The sequence below is a fragment of the Glutamicibacter sp. ZJUTW genome (assembly GCF_008370855.1).
In the GTDB taxonomy this organism is placed as follows: Bacteria; Actinomycetota; Actinomycetes; order Actinomycetales; family Micrococcaceae; genus Glutamicibacter; species Glutamicibacter nicotianae.
Window position 1 is genome coordinate 80,281 of record NZ_CP043624.1, and the last position, 23,724, is coordinate 104,004.

13 protein-coding genes and 6 rRNA genes are annotated in these 23,724 nt (G+C 58.0%); 16 read left to right on the forward strand and 3 right to left on the reverse strand.

The window, feature by feature from the left end; translation table 11 throughout:
• Nucleotides 1-2: 2 nt before the first annotated feature.
• The 7 genes from folP to panC are packed head-to-tail and all read left to right on the forward strand — an operon-like array spanning nucleotide 3 to nucleotide 5,785.
• A complete protein-coding gene (gene folP / locus F0M17_RS00395) occupies nucleotides 3-905 on the forward strand; it encodes a dihydropteroate synthase (protein ID WP_168201911.1) in 903 nt (300 codons plus the stop codon).
• The gene (folK, locus tag F0M17_RS17630) at nucleotides 892-1,725 is read left to right on the forward strand and encodes a 2-amino-4-hydroxy-6-hydroxymethyldihydropteridine diphosphokinase (RefSeq protein WP_246857100.1); all 834 of its coding nucleotides are present in this window, start codon (nucleotides 892-894) and stop codon (nucleotides 1,723-1,725) included. The genes folP and folK overlap by 14 nt, the downstream gene beginning before the upstream one ends.
• Nucleotides 1,722-2,183, forward strand: a complete 462-nt coding sequence (locus F0M17_RS00405; RefSeq protein ID WP_149596098.1) for a DUF3180 domain-containing protein — start codon at nucleotides 1,722-1,724, stop codon at nucleotides 2,181-2,183. The genes folK and F0M17_RS00405 overlap by 4 nt, the downstream gene beginning before the upstream one ends.
• Nucleotides 2,152-2,649 carry a PH domain-containing protein gene (locus F0M17_RS00410; RefSeq protein ID WP_149596099.1) on the forward strand — a complete coding sequence of 166 codons (498 nt, stop codon included), beginning with the start codon at nucleotides 2,152-2,154 and terminating at the stop codon, nucleotides 2,647-2,649. The genes F0M17_RS00405 and F0M17_RS00410 overlap by 32 nt, the downstream gene beginning before the upstream one ends.
• Entirely contained in the window at nucleotides 2,646-4,037 is a 1,392-nt protein-coding gene (locus tag F0M17_RS00415; protein WP_149596100.1) for a PH domain-containing protein, read from the forward strand. The genes F0M17_RS00410 and F0M17_RS00415 overlap by 4 nt, the downstream gene beginning before the upstream one ends.
• A 9-nt stretch (nucleotides 4,038-4,046) precedes the next feature.
• Nucleotides 4,047-4,913, forward strand: a complete 867-nt coding sequence (locus F0M17_RS00420) for a Rossmann-like and DUF2520 domain-containing protein (RefSeq protein WP_149596101.1) — start codon at nucleotides 4,047-4,049, stop codon at nucleotides 4,911-4,913.
• Between the two features lie 5 nt (nucleotides 4,914-4,918).
• On the forward strand, nucleotides 4,919-5,785 hold the full coding sequence (gene panC, locus F0M17_RS00425; RefSeq protein WP_038992644.1) for a pantoate--beta-alanine ligase: 867 nt from the start codon (nucleotides 4,919-4,921) through the stop codon (nucleotides 5,783-5,785).
• Here the strand turns inward: panC and F0M17_RS00430 are convergent.
• Complete coding sequence (locus F0M17_RS00430) at nucleotides 5,782-6,735, reverse strand: nitronate monooxygenase family protein (RefSeq protein WP_073707229.1); 954 nt, start codon at nucleotides 6,733-6,735, stop codon at nucleotides 5,782-5,784. The genes panC and F0M17_RS00430 overlap by 4 nt on opposite strands.
• Before the next feature lie 447 nt (nucleotides 6,736-7,182).
• Between F0M17_RS00430 and F0M17_RS00435 the strand changes: the two genes are divergently transcribed.
• From F0M17_RS00435 to F0M17_RS00455, 5 genes are all read left to right on the forward strand, one after another.
• Nucleotides 7,183-8,704: ribosomal RNA gene (locus F0M17_RS00435) — 16S ribosomal RNA — on the forward strand.
• Between the two features lie 594 nt (nucleotides 8,705-9,298).
• A 23S ribosomal RNA gene (locus tag F0M17_RS00440) occupies nucleotides 9,299-12,428 on the forward strand.
• Between the two features lie 165 nt (nucleotides 12,429-12,593).
• Nucleotides 12,594-12,710 (forward strand): 5S ribosomal RNA (rrf, locus tag F0M17_RS00445).
• Together the 16S, 23S and 5S rRNA genes form the textbook arrangement of a ribosomal RNA operon.
• Before the next feature lie 484 nt (nucleotides 12,711-13,194).
• The gene (locus F0M17_RS00450) at nucleotides 13,195-13,395 is read left to right on the forward strand and encodes a helix-turn-helix transcriptional regulator (protein WP_038993722.1); all 201 of its coding nucleotides are present in this window, start codon (nucleotides 13,195-13,197) and stop codon (nucleotides 13,393-13,395) included.
• 143 nt (nucleotides 13,396-13,538) lie between these two features.
• Entirely contained in the window at nucleotides 13,539-14,588 is a 1,050-nt protein-coding gene (locus tag F0M17_RS00455; RefSeq protein ID WP_256370207.1) for a type II toxin-antitoxin system HipA family toxin, read from the forward strand.
• An 18-nt stretch (nucleotides 14,589-14,606) separates the two neighbouring features.
• On the opposite strand, the gene F0M17_RS00460 is transcribed toward F0M17_RS00455, so the two are convergent.
• Complete coding sequence (locus F0M17_RS00460) at nucleotides 14,607-15,050, reverse strand: MepB family protein (protein WP_038993720.1); 444 nt, start codon at nucleotides 15,048-15,050, stop codon at nucleotides 14,607-14,609.
• Nucleotides 15,051-15,382: 332 nt separating this feature from the next.
• Nucleotides 15,383-15,898, reverse strand: a complete 516-nt coding sequence (locus F0M17_RS00465) for a hypothetical protein (protein WP_168201913.1) — start codon at nucleotides 15,896-15,898, stop codon at nucleotides 15,383-15,385.
• 98 nt (nucleotides 15,899-15,996) lie between these two features.
• On the opposite strand from F0M17_RS00465, the gene F0M17_RS00470 reads away from it, so the two are divergent.
• The 4 genes from F0M17_RS00470 to F0M17_RS00485 all read left to right on the forward strand — a co-directional run bounded on the left by F0M17_RS00470 (nucleotide 15,997) and on the right by F0M17_RS00485 (nucleotide 23,664).
• Nucleotides 15,997-17,512: ribosomal RNA gene (locus F0M17_RS00470) — 16S ribosomal RNA — on the forward strand.
• A 594-nt stretch (nucleotides 17,513-18,106) separates the two neighbouring features.
• Nucleotides 18,107-21,240 (forward strand): 23S ribosomal RNA (locus tag F0M17_RS00475).
• A 165-nt stretch (nucleotides 21,241-21,405) separates the two neighbouring features.
• Nucleotides 21,406-21,522, forward strand: a 5S ribosomal RNA gene (gene rrf, locus F0M17_RS00480).
• 168 nt (nucleotides 21,523-21,690) lie between these two features.
• The gene (locus F0M17_RS00485; protein ID WP_149596103.1) at nucleotides 21,691-23,664 is read left to right on the forward strand and encodes a M13 family metallopeptidase; all 1,974 of its coding nucleotides are present in this window, start codon (nucleotides 21,691-21,693) and stop codon (nucleotides 23,662-23,664) included.
• Nucleotides 23,665-23,724: the final 60 nt, after the last annotated feature.

The following is a 23,724-nucleotide window of genomic DNA, read 5'->3' on the forward strand; positions in this document are numbered from 1 at the left end:
CCATGTCGCTTGGAGCGATCCCGGGCACCGGCCCGAACACCAGCCCCTTGCCCATCATCCGCAAGTCCAAGAAGAAGACGATGGCCGACCTGCCCACCGGCCGCACCCTGGTCATGGGCATCCTGAACGTCACCGAGGACTCCTTCTCGGACGGCGGGAAGTACCTGTCCACCGATGCCGCGATCGACCAGGGCCTGAAGCTGCTCTACTCCGGCGCGGACATCATCGACGTGGGCGGCGAATCCACCCGCCCCGGCGCCAAGGACGTGGATCCAGCCCTCGAGCAGGAGCGCATCATCCCGGTCATCGAAGCCCTGGTGAAGGCCGGCGCGGTGATCTCCGTGGACACCATGCATGTCTCCACCGCCCGCGCGGCCATCGAAGCCGGCGCGCACATCATCAACGACGTCTCGGGCCTGACCTACGAGCAGGGCATGCCCGAGCTGATCGCTGAAACCGGCGTCCCCTACGTGCTGATGCACCGCCGCGGCACCGCGCAGAACATGGTCGCCGAGGCCAACTACCAGGACGTGGTCGCAGAGGTCATCGGCGAGCTGCGTGGCCTGCGCGACGAGTTCGTCGCCAAGGGCGTGGCCCCGGAACAGATCATCATCGACCCGGGACTGGGCTTCGCCAAGGATGCCGGGCACAACTGGGCGCTGCTGGCCAATGTCCCTGCTATCGAAGAGCTGGGCCATCGGGTGCTGATCGGCACCAGCCGCAAGCGCTTCCTGGGCGAGCTGCTGGCCGAGGGCTCCAAGAGCCGGGCGCCGCTGGAACGCGATGCGGCGACTGCCGCCACCACCGTGCTGGGCGCCCGCGACAAGGTCTGGGCGGTGCGCGTGCACGATGTCGCCGGCAGCCGCGACGCCATCGAAGTCGTGCAGGCCTATGGATCGCATTAGCATCTACGGAATTTCGGCCACCGGCTACCATGGCGTGTTCGAGCATGAGAAGCGCGACGGCCAGGAATTCATCATCGACGTGGTGCTGCACGTGGACATCACGCGGGCGGCAGCCAGCGACAATGTGCTGGACACCGTGCACTACGGCGAAGTCAGCGAGCTGGTGGTCGAGCAGATCAAGGCCGGCCCGTGGGACTTGATCGAGAAGCTGGGCAGCGAAATCGCCGAGGCGATCCTCGCCGCCTACCCGTCCGTGGCCACCATCGACGTGGTGGTGCACAAGCCGCAGGCACCGATCCCGGTGCCGTTCAGCGATGTCACGATCTCGCTGACCCGGCACCAGAAGCAGCACACCGCGATCATCGCGCTGGGCGCCAACCTCGGCGACCCGCAGGCCACGCTGGCCGCCGCGGTGCAGGAACTCGGTGCGGAAACCGAGCTGCTCAAGGTCTCCCCGCTGGCCATCACCAAGCCGGTTGGCGGCCCGCCGGACCAGCCGGACTACACCAACCAGGTAGTCCAGGTGCGCACCCGGCTCTCGCCGCATGAGCTGCTGGATTTGTGCCAGTCCATCGAAGCCAAGCACCACCGCACCCGCGAGGTGCGCTGGGAAGCGCGCACCCTGGACCTGGACTTGATCGCCTACGACCAGCTGCGCCTGGATGACGAGCGGCTGACCCTGCCGCATCCGCGCGCCGCGATCCGCGGCTTCGTGCTGGCCCCGTGGAGCTGGATGGATCCGGACGCGGTGCTGGAGGGGCAACTGGTCTCCCGCCTGGCCGCCGAAGCCGCCGATGCGAAAGACATCATCCGGCTATGACAAAGCTGAAGCTGCGCCGGCTGTTCGCGTGCGCCGGGTTCGGAGCCGCGGCCGGCTGGATTGCGCTGCGCCTGCTCACCTCGGCCGGCCGGTATGCTCCGGTGCTGGACTACTCGGCGCTGTACTCGCTGGGCGCAGTCTGCGCGGTGGTGCTGTTCCTGGGGATCCGGGTGAAGCGTTCCACCCAGGGCAAGGCCGACTTCGAGCCGATCGCCGCGGCCCGCACTCTGGTGCTGGCGCAGGCCTCGGCCTATGCCGGCGCGGTCATCGCCGGCTGGCATGTTCCAGCCATCATCATGCTCTGGGCGGCCACCGGCATGACCCCCACCCTGACCCGCGGCCTGGTGCTGGCCGGTGCCGGGCTCCTCATGGTGGTCATTGGGTATATTGTTCAGCAACTGTGCAAACTTCCACCGGAGGATACCGATGGCAACAGCGACTCCGTGGTCACCGAGTAGCTTCACCCCAGCCCACCGGGACTATGCCAAGGTCAAGCTCACCACCTGGGCGATCACCTGGGGCGTGATCCTGCTGGCCTCCCTGGTTCCTGCCGTGCTGGCGGCAACCGGAGCCGGCATTGCGCTGTGGCTGGTCCTCGCCCCGATCCTGCTGGAGCTGCTGCTGGCGCTGCTGGCCTTGCGCATCATCCGCCGCCAGGTCGCCGCACTGGGCTACCTCGAACGCGAGGAAGACTTCATCGTCCGCTCCGGGGTGATGTGGCGCAAGCAGGTAGTCATTCCCTACGGCCGGATGCAGTACGTCGAGGTCAACAGCGGACCGCTGGAGCGCCGCTACGGCCTGTGCCAGCTGACGCTGAACACCGCAGGCACCGGCGCCACCGCGCACGTCTACGGGCTGCCCGAGCGCGAAGGCCAGGAATTGCGCGAACGGCTCGTGGCCGCCGGCGAAGAGCAGATGCTATGAGCCAGTCCGTGGAACCGGCCGCCGGTGACAGCACCGAGCCATGGCAGCGGGTGCACCCGGCCAGCCCCTTCGTCCACGGCTGGCTGGCCATCATCGGCCTGGTCTACATCTACTGGCAGAACACCGACGAACTGTCCTGGGCTGAACGCTTTTCCGGCGACAGGCTGATCTGGACCGTCGCGGGCGCCGGCATCACCCTGCTCGTGGTGCTCATCTTCTACTTCCTTTCCTGGTACTTCACCCGCTACAAGCTCACCAGCACGCACGTGTACGTGAATTCAGGGATGCTCTTCCGCAGCCAGAAGCAGGCGCGCATCGACAAGGTGCAGGGCATCGACATCGCCCAGCCGCTGGTTGCCCGGCTGCTGGGACTTGCCGAGCTGCGCTTCGACGTGGCCGATTCCTCCGAGTCGGTGCTGCGCCTTTCCTTCCTGCGCAAGGCCGACGCCCACGCGTTGCGCCAGGTCATCCTCCAGCGGGCCCGCGGCGGACGACCCGCGCATGCCCCAGAAGCCGAACAGGCTGCGGCAGATGCGCCCGCGCCGGCCGATCCGCAGCCTGCCACGCAAGCATCGCCGCTGATGGCCAAGGTGCCCATCGGTCGTCTGATCGCCTCGCTGTTCCTGCAGCTGCCGGTGATCATCGGCCTGCTTGCCTGCCTGTCGATGCTGGTGCTGTGGATTTCCGGGGTCGAGGGAATCATCGCCGGCCTGGTGCCCTCGGTGCTGGCCTTCGGCAGCTGGTTCTACAAGCAGCTGAACCAGGGCTGGAACTTCACCGCCAGTGCCTCGGACACCGGCATGCGGATCAGCTACGGTCTGGCCGACACCCGCCAGCACTCAATTCCCTCCGGCCGGGTCCAGGCCATTTCGGTGACGGCCCCCTTCTTCTGGCGGATGCTGGGCTGGTACAAGGTGGAGGTCAACGTGCTGGGCACCAAGAGCGATGACGCCGACAACCTGCAGGTGCTCCCGGTGGGCGACTTCGAGTCGGTCGCCCGCATCATGGGGATCCTGCTGCCGGACCTTGGCGTCGAGAACCAGCGCGAGGTGCTGGCCACGGCGGTGAGCACCGGATCCGAGCACGGTTTCATCGGCTCCCCGGAACGCGCCAAGCCGCTATCGCCCGGTGCATGGAAGCACCAGGGGTTCCTGGCCACCGGAACTACGGTGATTTCCCGGTACGGCTGGCTGGCGCGCCAAGCCAGTTTCGTGCCGCATAACCGGGTGCAGGGCATGAGCTGGATACAGGGGCCGTGGGAGCGAGGCCGTAGACTGGCCGGTGTCCGCTTGCACAGTGCTGGCGGAAGCATCACCGGATACGTGCATCAGATTGATGCGGACACCGCGGCAGAATTTATCCGGGCGCAGACCCGGCGCCTGGTTTGAAAGGTAGAAGTGGACGCACCACGCTTGGGAATCGGCATCATCTCGGCCGGCAAGGTAGGCACCGTGCTCGGTGCGGCGCTGTCGGCCAGCGGGCACCGGATCACTGGCATCCATGCAGTCTCGGAGGCCTCACGCGATCGCGCCGACGCCTTGCTGCCCGGCGTGGAATTGCTGGACCCGGCAGAAATCCTGCGCCGCAGCGAACTGGTGCTCTTTGCGGTGCCCGATGATGTGCTCGGCGAACTCGTGGCCGGGCTGGCCGCGGGCGGGCATTTCTCCGTGGGGCAGCTGGTCGCCCACACCGCCGGGCGCTTCGGCACCTCGATCCTGCAGCCGGCCATGGACGCCGGCGCCTTCGGCCTGGCAATCCACCCGGCAATGACCTTCACCGGGATGAGCATGGATCTGCAGCGGCTGACCGACTGCGTCTTCGCGGTCACCGCCGACGAGGCCATCCTGCCGGTCGCCCAGGCGCTGGTGGTGGAGATGCGCGGAGAGCCCGTGGTGATCGCCGAGCAGGACCGGGTCAGCTACCACGCGGCCCTGGCCCATGCGGCAAACCACCTGAACACCATCACGGCGCAATCGGCCGATATCCTGCGCCGCATCGGCGTGGAAGAGCCATCCAATACCCTGCGAGCCCTGATGTACGCGAGCCTGGATAACGCGCTGCGTTCCGGAGCCGGCGCCCTGACCGGCCCGGTGGCCCGCGGCGATCGCGGGACCGTGACCGCGCACCTGCAGGCGTTGGCCGACGACCCGGCAGAAACTAATAATTCCTACCGGAGCCTCTCGCGGGCGACGGCACTGCGCGCGGCCGATCGCGGCCTGATCTCCCAGAGCACGCTGGAAGAGCTCTTGCGAGTTCTAGAATAGATAGCGTGAATACCCCGAAGATTGTCAAGACCCGTGCCGAGCTGAAGGCCGCTATTGCCGCAGCCAACCCAGGGTCGCTGGGCTTCGTGCCCACCATGGGAGCCCTGCACAGCGGCCACGCTTCGCTGTTCAAGGCAGCCCGTGAAGAAAATGAACTTGTCGTCATTTCAGTATTCGTCAATGAACTGCAGTTCAACGATGCCAACGACTACGCGAAGTATCCGCGCCAGCTCGACGCCGATGTCCAGCTGGCCGCTGCTGCCGGGGTGGATATCGTCTTTGCCCCGGAAGCCTCCGAGATCTACCACGCCGGCCTGCCGTTGGTGAAGCTGGACTCCGGCGCACTGGGCGAAATGTATGAAGGCGCCTCGCGCCCGGGCCACTTCGATGGAATGCTGGCAGTTGTTGCCAAGCTGCTGCACCTGGCAGACCCGCGCCGTGGCGAATACCGCGCCTACTTCGGCCAGAAGGATGCCCAGCAGCTGGTGCTGATCCGCCGCATGGTTGCCGACCTGGATTACCCGGTAGAGCTGCGTGCGGTGCCGATCGTGCGCAGCGACAAGGGCCTGGCGCTGTCCAGCCGCAATGCATTGCTCAGCGAGGAAGAGAAGGAAGCGGCATTGGTGCTGCACCGTTCGATTCAGCTGATTGCAGGTCGCGCGGCACGAAACGAGCCGCTGTACATCGAAGATGCGATCGGAATGTACCAGATGGAACCGCTGGTGGAGCTCGACTACTTCGTCGTCGTCAACCCGGATACCCTGCAAGAACTGGCATTCAACTGCCAGGACACCCCCTTCACCGGAGAAGGCCTGGTCCTTGTCGCGGCGAAGGTGGGCAATGTCCGGCTGATCGACAACCAGCCGATCTAGGCAAAGCGCCGTGCTGCATCGGCGAGGATCTGGCGGAAGCCGCACAGTTCCCGCATGACCTCGGCGGCTGGCTGCTCAGCGTCCACGAACTGCACTGCCTCGCCGGCGTAGACCGGAGCGATGTCCGTCAGCGCTTCGGCACGGGCGTGGATCATCTGCTTGCGCAGCGCTTCCGTCGGCTCCCAGCCGGACAGGTCCTCGTGCTTGTCGCTGAACTCATTGCGCAGTGCGCGTCCGCCGAATTCCGGTGCCCACGGCAGTTGCTGGGCGATATCGAAGGCACGCGTATAGATAGTGCCATCCAGGCCCGCGTTGCGCACTGCGCTCTTCATGTTCTCGTGCCCGCTGGCTTCTGTTGCCGAAAGGAAGCGGGTGCCGATCCAGGCGGCTTCGGCGCCAGCTGAAAGCACCGCGGCGACACCCCGTGCGGTGCCGATGCCGCCAGCCGCGATCACCGGCTTCTGGTGCTGGGAGGTTGCCAGCTGCAGCAACGGCAGGGTTCCAGCTTCATTGCGGCCGTGTCCGCCACCTTCTGCCCCACGGGCAATGATGATGTCGATGTCATCAGCCATGGCGCGTTCCAGATCTGCCGCGTTGCCTACCTGCATGGCGGTCAGAACTCCAGCCTCATGGGCTACCGCCGCGCCCCGGGTGACATCGCCGAAGCTCAAGGTCACCAACGAGGGCCCGAACTCCAAGAAGGCCTCTAGCGGGGAGAGATCCGTTTCCAGCGCCCAGGCCATGAAGCCGACGCCCCATGGAGTACTCAGGGATTCAACGAATTGCGTTTGCTGTTCAATCCAGTCAGCTGTGGGAGTTGCAGGCGAACCGATCATCCCTACACCTCCCGCGTGGGAAACAGCTGCAGCCAAGGCGCCGCCAGCCGCGCCAGCCATAGATGCATTGAAGATGGGTTCACGGTATCCAAGGAGTCTTTGCAGGTCGCTCATGAGCCCAGACTAGAACAGCGATATGAATGTGACCTACAACGCGGCCCCTCGATTTGTAAGTGCCCAAGAACCTGTGTATAGTTTTTATCTGTTGCCGGAACGGAAACAACACGGAATCTACCGAATGTTTACCCGGCAGCCAATCACTTTCCACTCAAGGTTTTCCACCGATTTTGATCGGATTAGGAACTCTGGTAAGTTGGAAAAGTTGCTCCGGAGCGAAGCAGTCATCGAAGGATTGGTGGTTGTGGTGTCGAGAGTGTTTGTTGTTTGAGAACTCAATAGTGTGCCAAGTTTGTTGATACCGAATATTTTTATTTGGTGAATACATAACATTTGCTTGAGGCATTGCACCCCCGTGCAGTGTTCTTGAGTGTTTTATTATTCGCCAGGACTTCATCGGCTTCGCCCTTCTTTTCCAAGGGGTTGCTGGTGGCTTTTTATTTTTTTATGGAGAGTTTGATCCTGGCTCAGGATGAACGCTGGCGGCGTGCTTAACACATGCAAGTCGAACGATGAAGCCCAGCTTGCTGGGTGGATTAGTGGCGAACGGGTGAGTAACACGTGAGTAACCTGCCCCCGACTCTGGGATAAGCCCGGGAAACTGGGTCTAATACCGGATATGACCTTTGACCGCATGGTTGTTGGTGGAAAGATTTATCGGTGGGGATGGACTCGCGGCCTATCAGCTTGTTGGTGAGGTAATGGCTCACCAAGGCGACGACGGGTAGCCGGCCTGAGAGGGTGACCGGCCACACTGGGACTGAGACACGGCCCAGACTCCTACGGGAGGCAGCAGTGGGGAATATTGCACAATGGGCGAAAGCCTGATGCAGCGACGCCGCGTGAGGGATGACGGCCTTCGGGTTGTAAACCTCTTTCAGTAGGGAAGAAGCGAAAGTGACGGTACCTGCAGAAGAAGCGCCGGCTAACTACGTGCCAGCAGCCGCGGTAATACGTAGGGCGCAAGCGTTATCCGGATTTATTGGGCGTAAAGAGCTCGTAGGCGGTTTGTCGCGTCTGCCGTGAAAGTCCGAGGCTCAACCTCGGATCTGCGGTGGGTACGGGCAGACTAGAGTGATGTAGGGGAGACTGGAATTCCTGGTGTAGCGGTGAAATGCGCAGATATCAGGAGGAACACCGATGGCGAAGGCAGGTCTCTGGGCATTTACTGACGCTGAGGAGCGAAAGCATGGGGAGCGAACAGGATTAGATACCCTGGTAGTCCATGCCGTAAACGTTGGGCACTAGGTGTGGGGGACATTCCACGTTTTCCGCGCCGTAGCTAACGCATTAAGTGCCCCGCCTGGGGAGTACGGCCGCAAGGCTAAAACTCAAAGGAATTGACGGGGGCCCGCACAAGCGGCGGAGCATGCGGATTAATTCGATGCAACGCGAAGAACCTTACCAAGGCTTGACATGTGCCAGACCGCCTCAGAGATGGGGTTTCCCTTCGGGCTGGTTCACAGGTGGTGCATGGTTGTCGTCAGCTCGTGTCGTGAGATGTTGGGTTAAGTCCCGCAACGAGCGCAACCCTCGTTCCATGTTGCCAGCACGTAGTGGTGGGGACTCATGGGAGACTGCCGGGGTCAACTCGGAGGAAGGTGGGGATGACGTCAAATCATCATGCCCCTTATGTCTTGGGCTTCACGCATGCTACAATGGCCGGTACAATGGGTTGCGATACTGTGAGGTGGAGCTAATCCCTAAAAGCCGGTCTCAGTTCGGATTGGGGTCTGCAACTCGACCCATGAAGTCGGAGTCGCTAGTAATCGCAGATCAGCAACGCTGCGGTGAATACGTTCCCGGGCCTTGTACACACCGCCCGTCAAGTCACGAAAGTTGGTAACACCCGAAGCCGATGGCCTAACCACCTTGTGTGGGGGAGTCGTCGAAGGTGGGACTGGCGATTGGGACTAAGTCGTAACAAGGTAGCCGTACCGGAAGGTGCGGCTGGATCACCTCCTTTCTAAGGAGCTAACCATTATTGGTTGCCCATGCTGGACACGAGTGTTGTCCGGGTGGGTTGCTCATGGGTGGAATATCAATGGACTCAATACCGGAAAACGTGCTGGCTGATGCTGGTGCGGGGTATTGGCTGTGGCCGCGTGGTGCTTGGGCATCTGCTAGTACGCATTGCAGGGGTTTTCTTCTTGCGGTGCTGGAATGCGGTGTGTGGGTGTTGTGTGGTTTGTATGGTTTGGCATGCTGTTGGGTTTTGAGGCAACAAGCCTCCTTTCCTGGTGAATGGTTGCCGGGGTTCTTCCTGTGGGGAGGGTCCTGGTGGTGTTCGCTTGGGTGAGGGGTTCTTGGTGTTTCGGTGTTTGTCCTGTGTTTGCTGCAAGGATGTCCTGTTGGATTGATGCTGGCCTTTGGTTGGTGTTGGTTTTGGGGTGTTGTTGCGGGGTGCGGGGTTGTTGTTTGGGAACTGTATAGTGAACGCGAGCATCTTGCAGATGAGATGAGCTGGGTGGTCCTTTTCCTTGGATTGCCTGGTGTTGGAGTCTTGTCTGCGTGATTTTGTTAGATTGTTTTATTGCTCAATTCTGAGACTTTGATTTGTGTTGAAGTTTTTAAGGGCGCACGGTGGATGCCTTGGCATCAAGAGCCGATGAAGGACGTGGGAATCTGCGATAAGCCTGGTGGAGTCGATAACCGGACGTTGAGGCCAGGATTTCCGAATGGGGGAACCCGCACCATGTTATGTGGTGTGACCTGCAGCTGAATGTATAGGCTGTGTGGAGGGAACGCGGGAAGTGAAACATCTCAGTACCCGCAGGAAGAGAAAACAATAGTGATTCCGTTAGTAGTGGCGAGCGAACGCGGATGGGGCTAAACCGGTTGGTGTGTGATAGCGGATAGGCGTTGCATCATCGGGGTTGTGGGGTCAGCATGTACCAGCGCTATCTTGCTGGTGGGATGAGGTGCAGGCGTATAGGTGAATCGGTTGGAATGCCGGACCAGAGAGGGTGATAGTCCCGTAGGTGTAATGCGTGTCTGCCGTTCTAGTGTTGATACCCGAGTAGCACGGGGCCCGTGAAACCTTGTGTGAATCTGCCAGGACCACCTGGTAAGCCTGAATACTACTTGATGACCGATAGTGAATCAGTACCGTGAGGGAATGGTGAAAAGTACCCCGGGAGGGGAGTGAAATAGTACCTGAAACCGTGCGCTTACAATCCGTTAGAGCTGGGGACTTGTTCCCTGGTGATGGCGTGCCTTTTGAAGAATGAGCCTGCGAGTTAGTGTTACGTCGCGAGGTTAACCCGTGTGGGGAAGCCGTAGCGAAAGCGAGTCTGAATAGGGCGTTTGAGTGGCGTGATCTAGACCCGAAGCGAAGTGATCTACCCATGGCCAGGTTGAAGCGCGTGTAAGAGCGTGTGGAGGACCGAACCCACTTCAGTTGAAAATGGAGGGGATGAGCTGTGGGTAGGGGTGAAAGGCCAATCAAACTTCGTGATAGCTGGTTCTCCCGAAATGCATTTAGGTGCAGCGTTGCGTGTTTCTTGCTGGAGGTAGAGCTACTGGATAGGCGATGGGCCCTACAAGGTTACTGACCTTAGCCAAACTCCGAATGCCGGCAAGTGAGAGCGCAGCAGTGAGACTGTGGGGGATAAGCTTCATAGTCGAGAGGGAAACAGCCCAGAACGCCAACTAAGGCCCCTAAGCGTGTGCTAAGTGGAAAAGGATGTGGAGTTGCTGTGACAACCAGGAGGTTGGCTTAGAAGCAGCCACCCTTGAAAGAGTGCGTAATAGCTCACTGGTCAAGTGATTCCGCGCCGATAATGTAGCGGGGCTCAAGCACACCGCCGAAGTTGCGTCATTCAAATATTAACCTGGTTTCGATTGGGTGTTTGGATGGGTAGGGGAGCGTCGTGTGGACGGTGAAGTCGCGGTGTAAACCAGCGGTGGAGGCCACACGAGTGAGAATGCAGGCATGAGTAGCGAATGACGGGTGAGAAACCCGTCCGCCGAATGATCAAGGGTTCCAGGGTTAAGCTAATCTGCCCTGGGTTAGTCGGGACCTAAGGCGAGGCCGACAGGCGTAGTCGATGGACAACGGGTTGATATTCCCGTACCGGCGAAGGACCGCCCATACTGAGCTGTGGATGCTAACCATGACGGATCCGGTGATTTGTTCCTTCGGGAATGGTTGCTGGTGGTGTGGTGGGAACCGATGCAGTGAGGTCAGCGTATTAACAGGTGTGACGCAGGAAGGTAGCCGAGCCAGGCAATGGAATTGACCTGGTCCAAGGGTGTAGGAAGAGCGGTTGGCAAATCCGCCGCTCATGTATTCTGAGACCTGATAGGCGCCCCGTTTATGGGGTGATTCGGTGATCCTATGCTGCCTAGAAAAGCATCGGCGCGAGGTCCCAGTCCGCCCGTACCCCAAACCGACACAGGTGATCAGGTAGAGAATACTAAGGCGATCGAGAGAATCATGGTTAAGGAACTCGGCAAAATGCCCCGTAACTTCGGAAGAAGGGGGCCTGCCCGTGATGAGAACTTGCTTCTCTGATGCGGGTGTGGGCCGCAGAGACCAGGGGGAAGCGACTGTTTACTAAAAACACAGGTCCGTGCGAAGTCGCAAGACGATGTATACGGACTGACTCCTGCCCGGTGCTGGAAGGTTAAGAGGACTGGTTAGTCACTTTTGTGGCGAAGCTGAGAATTTAAGCCCCAGTAAACGGCGGTGGTAACTATAACCATCCTAAGGTAGCGAAATTCCTTGTCGGGTAAGTTCCGACCTGCACGAATGGAGTAACGACTTCCCCGCTGTCTCAACCATGAACTCGGCGAAATTGCAGTACGAGTAAAGATGCTCGTTACGCGCAGCAGGACGGAAAGACCCGAGACCTTTACTATAGTTTGGTATTGGTGTTCGGTGCAGCTTGTGTAGGATAGGTGGGAGACTGTGAAGCTTGGACGCTAGTCCAGGTGGAGTCATCGTTGAAATACCACTCTGGCTGTACCGGTCACCTAACTTCGGACCATGATCTGGTTCAGGGACAGTGCCTGATGGGTAGTTTAACTGGGGCGGTTGCCTCCTAAAATGTAACGGAGGCGCCCAAAGGTTCCCTCAGCCTGGTTGGCAATCAGGTGTCGAGTGTAAGTGCACAAGGGAGCTTGACTGTGAGAGTGACAGCTCGAGCAGGGACGAAAGTCGGGACTAGTGATCCGGCGGCACCTCGTGGAAGGGCCGTCGCTCAACGGATAAAAGGTACCTCGGGGATAACAGGCTGATCTTGCCCAAGAGTCCATATCGACGGCATGGTTTGGCACCTCGATGTCGGCTCGTCGCATCCTGGGGCTGGAGTAGGTCCCAAGGGTTGGGCTGTTCGCCCATTAAAGCGGTACGCGAGCTGGGTTTAGAACGTCGTGAGACAGTTCGGTCCCTATCCGCTGCGCGCGTTGGAAATTTGAGAAGGGCTGTCCTTAGTACGAGAGGACCGGGACGGACGAACCTCTGGTGTGTCAGTTGTACTGCCAAGTGCATCGCTGATTAGCTACGTTTGGAAGGGATAACCGCTGAAAGCATCTAAGCGGGAAGCCTGCTTCGAGATGAGATTTCCATGCACCTTTGTGTGTGAGAGGCCCCCAGCTAGACCACTGGGTTGATAGGCAGGATGTGGAAGCAAGGACTGAAGACTTGTGCAGCTGACCTGTACTAATAGGCCGATGGCTTACAACACACAATAAAACAATAATTTGAACTGATATTTTTCAATGCTGTTCGCGTTCACTATGCGGTTACGAGACAACAACCTCTAACCAATAAATGCAAGATGAGTTACAAGACTTTGTAGCACCGGAAAACACTGACCAGGAAATATTTGGTTTGTGTGCTTCGTGATTGTTACGGCGGTCATAGCGTGGGGGAAACGCCCGGTCCCATACCGAACCCGGAAGCTAAGGCCCATTGCGCCGATGGTACTGCACTCGTGAGGGTGTGGGAGAGTAGGTCACCGCCGGACTTAACCTAAGTGGGTTTGAGGCTCTAGCCAGTGATGGTTGGAGCCTCACCTGTTTAACGAGAAGGGGAGGGGGAATTGGGCAGCTGGTACTGCTTTGTTCCTCCTCCCCTTCTGCTTTAACGAGCTTGAGTGCTGGCCGCTAGCGCAGACCGCTGAAGGAACGACCAGGCAGGCATGGGGTTGTGAATGCAGCCATGGCTAAGCTGTGTCCCGATGTCGGACGCGCTTGAAGCGACTAAGCAGACGACGTGGCCCTGGACCTCCGCGGCTCACTACGGGAGAGAACGCCCGCTCCGTTGCAGGTGCTTTATCCGATGGGTTCTGGTCCGCCAATCGGCAAGATCCTGCCTTTTGATGCCTCTGACAATCGATTGCTTGCACCTGGCTATCATTTCGGTAACTTGTTGCCGATTCTTGCTCCATGCTGAATGATAGTGAGCAGAATGTCGCCAATCGGCGCAATGCTGCCGGAAGAGGATCCTTCATGAATTCAGTGACTGAGCTAGGGGCCGAATTGCAGCGCGTTAGAAAACAGAATGGCCTGACGCAGGAACAGCTGGCTGAATTAGCTGGCATCTCCGAACGTACGCTGCGCTCCATAGAACGAGGGGCGGGAAACCCCTCCATTGAAGCGGTGCTCTCCGTCGCGGATGTACTCGGCCTTCGAATTCGCGTGGCCAAATGAAGCCGCAACTCCAAGAGCTCAAGCTTGTTACCAAGGCTGACGTCTACTGCAACGAAAACCTCGTCGGCACTCTAGCCAGACAGTCCGACGGAAGCGTGGCCTTCAGCTATAACAAGGACTAGCTTGCACATGGTGACGCGGGCATTGCGACATCTTTGCCAGCTTCCCCGGAGGCATACGTTGGGCCTGGGGGCGCGTTGCCATCGTTCTTCTCGGGACTATTGCCCGAAGGCCATCGCCTGACCGTTCTCAAGGACGCAACTAAGACCAGCATCTCTGACGAGTTGACTCTGCTGATGGCAGTGGGCGCCGATACTCCAGGCAATGTACGCGTTGTTCCGGAAGGATCAGCACTGGAGCAAACCCCCGTGGTTGCTGAATTCAGCAGCACAGCCGAACTCGACTTCTCGGTCCTCGCGCGCACCTTGGACCGCCACTCGATCCCCGGCGTGCAAGACAAGATCAGCGCAACCATGCTGACAACACCAGTGGAGTTCAAGAACAGCGCATATCTGCTCAAGCTTGATCCCCGGGATCATCCGCATTTGGTCGTTAATGAGGCGCAGCACCTGAAAGCAGCGCGATTGCTCAAACTTCCGGTCGCAAACAATCGGCTAGTACTGGATTCCACTGGGAGTCCGGGGCTGCTGGTCGAGAGGTTCGATCGCGAGGGTGTCGAGGGGGCGGATAGTCCCACGCGTTTGGCGTTGGAAGATGCCATGCAGGTATTGAACCTTCCGCCGGCAAGCAAGTATGCCGTGAGCACGGAACAAGCTATTGAGGCCTTAGCGCTGCAGTGCCAGGCTCCGGTGCTCGCCAGGCGGAATCTATACATGCAGTTCGTCTTTGCGTGGCTAACTGGCAACGGCGACTTGCATGGAAAGAACGTCTCGATTCTGGCGGACTTGCATGGACGGTTTCATGTAACGCCCATCTATGACATCCCATGCACCCTGGTCTACGGCGATGACACCATGGCTTTGACTGTTGCCGGCAAGGCTAAGAATCTGAAGAAGAAGCACTGGACGGAGCTTGCAAGGGTGCTCGGCATGGCTGACCGGGCCACGCAGTCAGCGAACCAGTTGGCATTGAAAGCCGCATTGACTGTGGATCTCAGCGAGGTGCCTTTTGAAGGTTCACCTTTGCGGGGTGCGCAACGAGAACTCAGGTTCCGGCGCATGGAGCTGCAGTAGGAGTCTGAGCGGGACAAGTTAGTCTGCGAGCAACGTGAACGCAGGCAGCTGACTGTTCTGGCTTTTCTTCGCTTGCCCCTTAAGGCCAGCCGTCCATGATGGATAGACGCGGAAACCGCGCTTGCCTGGAGCCGATGCTGAGGCGAAGACGCCCAGCTCCTCGAGGTGCTGTTGAGTAAAGCGGAAGACGCCGAAACAGCCGGCTTCCTCGATAAAGACCATAACTCCGCGCAGTCCCTCTTCGGATTCGTAGGGGGCAGTAGTCCCAGTTTCGTCCCGATGCCATATGGCTACGAACCCACCTGGCTTTGTTGGCGTGATCCTTGCGGTCCTGATTCGCCACCGCTGTCCGTCAAGCTCAGTTACCCCGGCTTGATAATCGCTCTGCTGTTCTTCGGGAGTCACCTCGCCATACGATTGCCCAGTGAGGTGGCAATAGCGTTCCAACGCCGTGAACTTCATAGACTTCATCCTGTATTCGGTAGATCATCAAGTGGAGTGGCAGCGATCGAAATATCGCTGCTATTCACCGTAGCCGAGGGCGGTGCTTACGTAGCACTGCGAGACCTGTATTGGGCCGGCATCAATGCCGACTGCTCTAGGTAGTCATTGCGCTGATGCCGCCTTGGCCGTCACGCGCATGGAACCTCCAGATGCATCGTTTCGCCATGTGCGTTCTCTTCTTGTGCCTTGCTCAGACTCATGCATGCGCCCGCATCGTCTAATCGGCTGATGTGGGCACAATTCATGGGTTCGCGTATATGCGTACGCTTCTCAAGGGTTCAATAAACTCGCTAGGTACAGGCGCTGATGCTCTGTGCAGCTGCGAAATAATGTTTACGCGTCAGCCCTAGCTCGGTAATAATTGCCAGCGATTGGGCACATGGAAAGAGCCGAATCAGCAGTTCAGGAATTAAGTGGGCACGGTCACCGTCAAAAACCACCCACCCGATTTGCAGCACCCCCAAAACCCGTGTATAGTTTTTCCTTGTCGCCGAGAACAAAACGGAACAAAAAACCGGATGTGAAACGGCGGCAGAACCCCAGAAAATCAAGGTTTTTCCACAGTCTTGTGGATAAGGAATTGAAAAGAATGGGAACTGAGAATACTGGTTCAAATCACAAACAATGGATTTGACTTTCAGGAATTCGAAGTTATAGAATATGAATATAACGCTGGACGAAATTACCGCCTGGAATGGTGGGTAAAGAACCGGTAAGTGTTTGTTGTTTGAGAACTCAATAGTGTGCCAAGTTTGTTGATACCGAATATTTTTATTTGGTGAATACATAACATTTGCTTGAGGCATTGCACCCCCGTGCAGTGTTCTCGAGTGTTTTATTATTCGCCAGGACTTCATCGGCTTCGCCCTTCTTTTCCAAGGGGTTGCTGGTGGCTTTTTATTTTTTTATGGAGAGTTTGATCCTGGCTCAGGATGAACGCTGGCGGCGTGCTTAACACATGCAAGTCGAACGATGAAGCCCAGCTTGCTGGGTGGATTAGTGGCGAACGGGTGAGTAACACGTGAGTAACCTGCCCCGACTCTGGGATAAGCCGGGAAACTGGGTCTAATACCGGATATGACCTTTGACCGCATGGTTGTTGGTGGAAAGATTTATCGGTGGGGATGGACTCGCGGCCTATCAGCTTGTTGGTGAGGTAATGGCTCACCAAGGCGACGACGGGTAGCCGGCCTGAGAGGGTGACCGGCCACACTGGGACTGAGACACGGCCCAGACTCCTACGGGAGGCAGCAGTGGGGAATATTGCACAATGGGCGAAAGCCTGATGCAGCGACGCCGCGTGAGGGATGACGGCCTTCGGGTTGTAAACCTCTTTCAGTAGGGAAGAAGCGAAAGTGACGGTACCTGCAGAAGAAGCGCCGGCTAACTACGTGCCAGCAGCCGCGGTAATACGTAGGGCGCAAGCGTTATCCGGATTTATTGGGCGTAAAGAGCTCGTAGGCGGTTTGTCGCGTCTGCCGTGAAAGTCCGAGGCTCAACCTCGATCTGCGGTGGGTACGGGCAGACTAGAGTGATGTAGGGGAGACTGGAATTCCTGGTGTAGCGGTGAAATGCGCAGATATCAGGAGGAACACCGATGGCGAAGGCAGGTCTCTGGGCATTTACTGACGCTGAGGAGCGAAAGCATGGGAGCGAACAGGATTAGATACCCTGGTAGTCCATGCCGTAAACGTTGGGCACTAGGTGTGGGGGACATTCCACGTTTTCCGCGCCGTAGCTAACGCATTAAGTGCCCCGCCTGGGGAGTACGGCCGCAAGGCTAAAACTCAAAGGAATTGACGGGGGCCCGCACAAGCGGCGGAGCATGCGGATTAATTCGATGCAACGCGAAGAACCTTACCAAGGCTTGACATGTGCCAGACCGCCTCAGAGATGGGGTTTCCCTTCGGGCTGGTTCACAGGTGGTGCATGGTTGTCGTCAGCTCGTGTCGTGAGATGTTGGGTTAAGTCCCGCAACGAGCGCAACCCTCGTTCCATGTTGCCAGCACGTAGTGGTGGGGACTCATGGGAGACTGCCGGGTCAACTCGGAGGAAGGTGGGGATGACGTCAAATCATCATGCCCCTTATGTCTTGGGCTTCACGCATGCTACAATGGCCGGTACAATGGGTTGCGATACTGTGAGGTGGAGCTAATCCCTAAAAGCCGGTCTCAGTTCGGATTGGGGTCTGCAACTCGACCCCATGAAGTCGGAGTCGCTAGTAATCGCAGATCAGCAACGCTGCGGTGAATACGTTCCCGGGCCTTGTACACACCGCCCGTCAAGTCACGAAAGTTGGTAACACCGAAGCCGATGGCCTAACCACCTTGTGTGGGGGAGTCGTCGAAGGTGGGACTGGCGATTGGACTAAGTCGTAACAAGGTAGCCGTACCGGAAGGTGCGGCTGGATCACCTCCTTTCTAAGGAGCTAACCATTATTGGTTGCCCATGCTGGACACGAGTGTTGTCCGGGTGGGTTGCTCATGGGTGGAATATCAATGGACTCAATACCGGAAAACGTGCTGGCTGATGCTGGTGCGGGTATTGGCTGTGGCCGCGTGGTGCTTGGGCATCTGCTAGTACGCATTGCAGGGGTTTTCTTCTTGCGGTGCTGGAATGCGGTGTGTGGGTGTTGTGTGGTTTGTATGGTTTGGCATGCTGTTGGGTTTTGAGGCAACAAGCCTCCTTTCCTGGTGAATGGTTGCCGGGGTTCTTCCTGTGGGGAGGGTCCTGGTGGTGTTCGCTTGGGTGAGGGGTTCTTGGTGTTTCGGTGTTTGTCCTGTGTTTGCTGCAAGGATGTCCTGTTGGATTGATGCTGGCCTTTGGTTGGTGTTGGTTTTGGGGTGTTGTTGCGGGGGTGCGGGGTTGTTGTTTGGGAACTGTATAGTGAACGCGAGCATCTTGCAGATGAGATGAGCTGGGTGGTCCTTTTCCTTGGATTGCCTGGTGTTGGAGTCTTGTCTGCGTGATTTTGTTAGATTGTTTTATTGCTCAATTCTGAGACTTTGATTTGTGTTGAAGTTTTTAAGGGCGCACGGTGGATGCCTTGGCATCAAGAGCCGATGAAGGACGTGGGAATCTGCGATAAGCCTGGTGGAGTCGATAACCGGACGTTGAGGCCAGGATTTCCGAATGGGGGAACCCCGCACCATGTTATGTGGTGTGACCTGCAGCTGAATGTATAGGCTGTGTGGAGGGAACGCGGGGAAGTGAAACATCTCAGTACCCGCAGGAAGAGAAAACAATAGTGATTCCGTTAGTAGTGGCGAGCGAACGCGGATGGGGCTAAACCGGTTGGTGTGTGATAGCGGATAGGCGTTGCATCATCGGGGTTGTGGGGTCAGCATGTACCAGCGCTATCTTGCTGGTGGGATGAGGTGCAGGCGTATAGGTGAATCGGTTGGAATGCCGGACCAGAGAGGGTGATAGTCCCGTAGGTGTAATGCGTGTCTGCCGTTCTAGTGTTGATACCCGAGTAGCACGGGGCCCGTGAAACCTTGTGTGAATCTGCCAGGACCACCTGGTAAGCCTGAATACTACTTGATGACCGATAGTGAATCAGTACCGTGAGGGAATGGTGAAAAGTACCCCGGGAGGGGAGTGAAATAGTACCTGAAACCGTGCGCTTACAATCCGTTAGAGCTGGGGACTTGTTCCCTGGTGATGGCGTGCCTTTTGAAGAATGAGCCTGCGAGTTAGTGTTACGTCGCGAGGTTAACCCGTGTGGGGAAGCCGTAGCGAAAGCGAGTCTGAATAGGGCGTTTGAGTGGCGTGATCTAGACCCGAAGCGAAGTGATCTACCCATGGCCAGGTTGAAGCGCGTGTAAGAGCGTGTGGAGGACCGAACCCACTTCAGTTGAAAATGGAGGGGATGAGCTGTGGGTAGGGGTGAAAGGCCAATCAAACTTCGTGATAGCTGGTTCTCCCGAAATGCATTTAGGTGCAGCGTTGCGTGTTTCTTGCTGGAGGTAGAGCTACTGGATAGGCGATGGGCCCTACAAGGTTACTGACCTTAGCCAAACTCCGAATGCCGGCAAGTGAGAGCGCAGCAGTGAGACTGTGGGGGATAAGCTTCATAGTCGAGAGGGAAACAGCCCAGAACGCCAACTAAGGCCCCTAAGCGTGTGCTAAGTGGAAAAGGATGTGGAGTTGCTGTGACAACCAGGAGGTTGGCTTAGAAGCAGCCACCCTTGAAAGAGTGCGTAATAGCTCACTGGTCAAGTGATTCCGCGCCGATAATGTAGCGGGGCTCAAGCACACCGCCGAAGTTGCGTCATTCAAATATTAACCTGGTTTCGATTGGGTGTTTGGATGGGTAGGGGAGCGTCGTGTGGACGGTGAAGTCGCGGTGTAAACCAGCGGTGGAGGCCACACGAGTGAGAATGCAGGCATGAGTAGCGAATGACGGGTGAGAAACCCGTCCGCCGAATGATCAAGGGTTCCAGGGTTAAGCTAATCTGCCCTGGGTTAGTCGGGACCTAAGGCGAGGCCGACAGGCGTAGTCGATGGACAACGGGTTGATATTCCCGTACCGGCGAAGGACCGCCCATACTGAGCTGTGGATGCTAACCATGACGGATCCGGTGATTTGTTCCTTCGGGAATGGTTGCTGGTGGTGTGGTGGGAACCGATGCAGTGAGGTCAGCGTATTAACAGGTGTGACGCAGGAAGGTAGCCGAGCCAGGCAATGGAATTGACCTGGTCCAAGGGTGTAGGAAGAGCGGTTGGCAAATCCGCCGCTCATGTATTCTGAGACCTGATAGGCGCCCCGTTTATGGGGTGATTCGGTGATCCTATGCTGCCTAGAAAAGCATCGGCGCGAGGTCCCAGTCCGCCCGTACCCCAAACCGACACAGGTGATCAGGTAGAGAATACTAAGGCGATCGAGAGAATCATGGTTAAGGAACTCGGCAAAATGCCCCCGTAACTTCGGAAGAAGGGGGGCCTGCCCCGTGATGAGAACTTGCTTCTCTGATGCGGGTGTGGGCCGCAGAGACCAGGGGGAAGCGACTGTTTACTAAAAACACAGGTCCGTGCGAAGTCGCAAGACGATGTATACGGACTGACTCCTGCCCGGTGCTGGAAGGTTAAGAGGACTGGTTAGTCACTTTTGTGGCGAAGCTGAGAATTTAAGCCCCAGTAAACGGCGGTGGTAACTATAACCATCCTAAGGTAGCGAAATTCCTTGTCGGGTAAGTTCCGACCTGCACGAATGGAGTAACGACTTCCCCGCTGTCTCAACCATGAACTCGGCGAAATTGCAGTACGAGTAAAGATGCTCGTTACGCGCAGCAGGACGGAAAGACCCGAGACCTTTACTATAGTTTGGTATTGGTGTTCGGTGCAGCTTGTGTAGGATAGGTGGGAGACTGTGAAGCTTGGACGCTAGTCCAGGTGGAGTCATCGTTGAAATACCACTCTGGCTGTACCGGTCACCTAACTTCGGACCATGATCTGGTTCAGGGACAGTGCCTGATGGGTAGTTTAACTGGGGCGGTTGCCTCCTAAAATGTAACGGAGGCGCCCAAAGGTTCCCTCAGCCTGGTTGGCAATCAGGTGTCGAGTGTAAGTGCACAAGGGAGCTTGACTGTGAGAGTGACAGCTCGAGCAGGGACGAAAGTCGGGACTAGTGATCCGGCGGCACCTCGTGGAAGGGCCGTCGCTCAACGGATAAAAGGTACCTCGGGATAACAGGCTGATCTTGCCCAAGAGTCCATATCGACGGCATGGTTTGGCACCTCGATGTCGGCTCGTCGCATCCTGGGGCTGGAGTAGGTCCCAAGGGTTGGGCTGTTCGCCCATTAAAGCGGTACGCGAGCTGGGTTTAGAACGTCGTGAGACAGTTCGGTCCCTATCCGCTGCGCGCGTTGGAAATTTGAGAAGGGCTGTCCTTAGTACGAGAGGACCGGGACGGACGAACCTCTGGTGTGTCAGTTGTACTGCCAAGTGCATCGCTGATTAGCTACGTTTGGAAGGGATAACCGCTGAAAGCATCTAAGCGGGAAGCCTGCTTCGAGATGAGATTTCCATGCACCTTTGTGTGTGAGAGGCCCCCAGCTAGACCACTGGGTTGATAGGCAGGATGTGGAAGCAAGGACTGAAGACTTGTGCAGCTGACCTGTACTAATAGGCCGATGGCTTACAACACACAATAAAACAATAATTTGAACTGATATTTTTCAATGCTGTTCGCGTTCACTATGCGGTTACGAGACAACAACCTCTAACCAATAAATGCAAGATGAGTTACAAGACTTTGTAGCACCGGAAAACACTGACCAGGAAATATTTGGTTTGTGTGCTTCGTGATTGTTACGGCGGTCATAGCGTGGGGGAAACGCCCGGTCCCATACCGAACCCGGAAGCTAAGGCCCATTGCGCCGATGGTACTGCACTCGTGAGGGTGTGGGAGAGTAGGTCACCGCCGGACTTAACCTAAGTGGGTTTGAGGCTCTAGCCAGTGATGGTTGGAGCCTCACCTGTTTAACCAGAGTATTTAAGCCGTGCGCGCATCGGCATCCCTCGCTCTTCTTATCTTCATGGAAGTGGATAAGGTGTGTAGTAGACATAACAAGATCTTCTACGCGAGGGGCTTTCCTTGACCACCGAGACCACGAGTCCACTGACATACCGCGACGATTCAATTCGTCCCCAGGACGATCTCTACCGCCATAGCAATGGCAAGTGGTTCGAGACAGCCACCATTCCAGGAGATCAGGGAATCTACGGTTCCTTCATGGAGCTTCGCGACCAGGCCGAAGCCGCCGTTCATGGAATCATTACCGAAGCTGTTCAGAAGGTTGCTTCCGGTGCAGAAACGGACGATGCTACCCGCCGCATTGCCCACCTCTACAGCTCGTTCATGAATGAAGCCGTGATCGAAGAACGTGGTGCTGCTCCGGTAGCTGTCTTCCTGAACACCATTGCGGATATCCAGAGCACCGAGCAGCTGCTCGAGGTTTGCGGTTTCTTCCAGCGCAAGGGCATCAGCGGCTTCATGGATGTCGGCGCGATGAACGATGCCGGCAATCCTGATCGGAACCTGCTGACCTTCCTGCAAGGTGGTCTGGGCCTGCCTGACGAGTCCTACTACCGCGAAGAGCAGTTCGCTGAAACCGTAGCCGACTACCAAGAGCACCTCGGCCGGCTGCTGGGTCTTGGCAGCATTGCCGGCGCTGAAGCAGCCGCAGCCAGCGTCGTGGAGCTCGAGAAGGCGATCGCCTCTCACCACTGGGACCGGGTCAAGGTCCGCGACGCCCAGGCACGCTACAACCTGCTGTCCGGAGAAGAGCTCGCCACGCTGTTCCCAGGGGTGACCACCTGGCTGGCGGGAGCCGGTATCGAGCAGAAGTACTACAACGAGGTTGTCGTGTGGCAGCCAAGCTACCTTCAAGGGCTGGCGGGTCTGATCGACTCCCAGCCGTTGGATGCCTGGAAGAACTGGCTGCGGATACAGGTCCTGCGCTCGTTCGCACCCTACCTGTCCAGCGCCTTCGTCAACGAGAACTTCTCCTTCTATTCCGCAAAGCTCGGTGGCGTAGAGCAGCTCAAGGAACGCTGGAAGCGAGGTGTCGCATTCACCGAAGGTGCTGTTGGCGAAGACATCGGCCAACTGTACGTGGCTGAGCACTTCCCTGCAGAGGCCAAGGACGCCATGGACGCGCTGGTCCAGCGGCTCATCGAGGCTTACCGCATCTCGATCAGCGAACTGTCCTGGATGGGCCCGGAGACCATCGAAAAGGCACTGGATAAGCTTTCCAAGTTCCGTCCGAAGATCGGCTACCCGAACCAATGGATCGACTACTCTGCCATCCAGGCTGATGAACTGGACGTCATCGCGAATATTGCCTCGGCGAACGAATTCGAGTTCGCTCGTGAACTGAAGAAGATCGATGACGGGGTGGATCGCGAACTGTGGTTCATGTTCCCCCAGACGGTGAACGCCTACTACCACCCGCTGCTGAACGAAATCGCGTTCCCAGCGGCAATCCTGCGCCCGCCATTCTTCGACGTGAACCGCGACATCGCCTCGAACTTCGGGGGCATCGGCGCGGTCATCGGCCACGAAATCGGCCACGGCTTCGATGACCAGGGCTCGCAGTTCGATGGCACTGGCCAGCTGACCAATTGGTGGACCGATGAGGACCGCGCTTCCTTCGAGAAGCTGACCGGCAAGCTGGTGGACCAGTACAACGCGCTGTCGCCTTCGGAAGCCCCGGAGCACAACGTGAACGGCGCGCTGACCCTGGGCGAGAACATTGGCGACCTCGGCGGCCTGGGCATCGCCTACAAGGCCTACAAGCTCGAGCTGGCGGCCCGCGGCATCCAGGAAGATGAAGTGATCGACGGTATCACCGGCGACCAGCGCTTCTTCTACTCCTGGGCCGAATGCTGGCGCACGCTGATCCGTCCGGAAACCGCGGTGGTGCGCGTGACCACGGACCCTCACGCACCCGGCGAATTCCGTTGCAACCAGGTGCCGAAGAACCTGGATTCCTTCCACGAGGCCTTCGGCACCAAGCCGGGCGATGGCATGTGGCTGGATCCGGCCGACCGCGTGGAAATCTGGTAAACCGCATCACCTAATGGATGGGGCAGGGGCAAAGCAGGCTTTGCCGCTGCCCCATCCTGC

Excerpts from the sequence above, each read along its gene's own strand:
- folP (WP_168201911.1), top strand. The coding sequence starts at position 3 with ATGTCGCTTGGAGCGATCCCGGGCACCGGCCCGAACACCAGCCCCTTG.
- folK (WP_246857100.1), top strand. The coding sequence starts at position 892 with ATGGATCGCATTAGCATCTACGGAATTTCGGCCACCGGCTACCATGGC.
- F0M17_RS00405 (WP_149596098.1), top strand. The coding sequence starts at position 1,722 with ATGACAAAGCTGAAGCTGCGCCGGCTGTTCGCGTGCGCCGGGTTCGGA.
- F0M17_RS00410 (WP_149596099.1), top strand. The coding sequence starts at position 2,152 with ATGGCAACAGCGACTCCGTGGTCACCGAGTAGCTTCACCCCAGCCCAC.
- F0M17_RS00415 (WP_149596100.1), top strand. The coding sequence starts at position 2,646 with ATGAGCCAGTCCGTGGAACCGGCCGCCGGTGACAGCACCGAGCCATGG.
- F0M17_RS00430 (WP_073707229.1), bottom strand. The coding sequence starts at position 6,735 with ATGAGCGACCTGCAAAGACTCCTTGGATACCGTGAACCCATCTTCAAT.
- F0M17_RS00450 (WP_038993722.1), top strand. The coding sequence starts at position 13,195 with ATGAATTCAGTGACTGAGCTAGGGGCCGAATTGCAGCGCGTTAGAAAA.
- F0M17_RS00460 (WP_038993720.1), bottom strand. The coding sequence starts at position 15,050 with ATGAAGTTCACGGCGTTGGAACGCTATTGCCACCTCACTGGGCAATCG.
- F0M17_RS00465 (WP_168201913.1), bottom strand. The coding sequence starts at position 15,898 with ATGCCTCAAGCAAATGTTATGTATTCACCAAATAAAAATATTCGGTAT.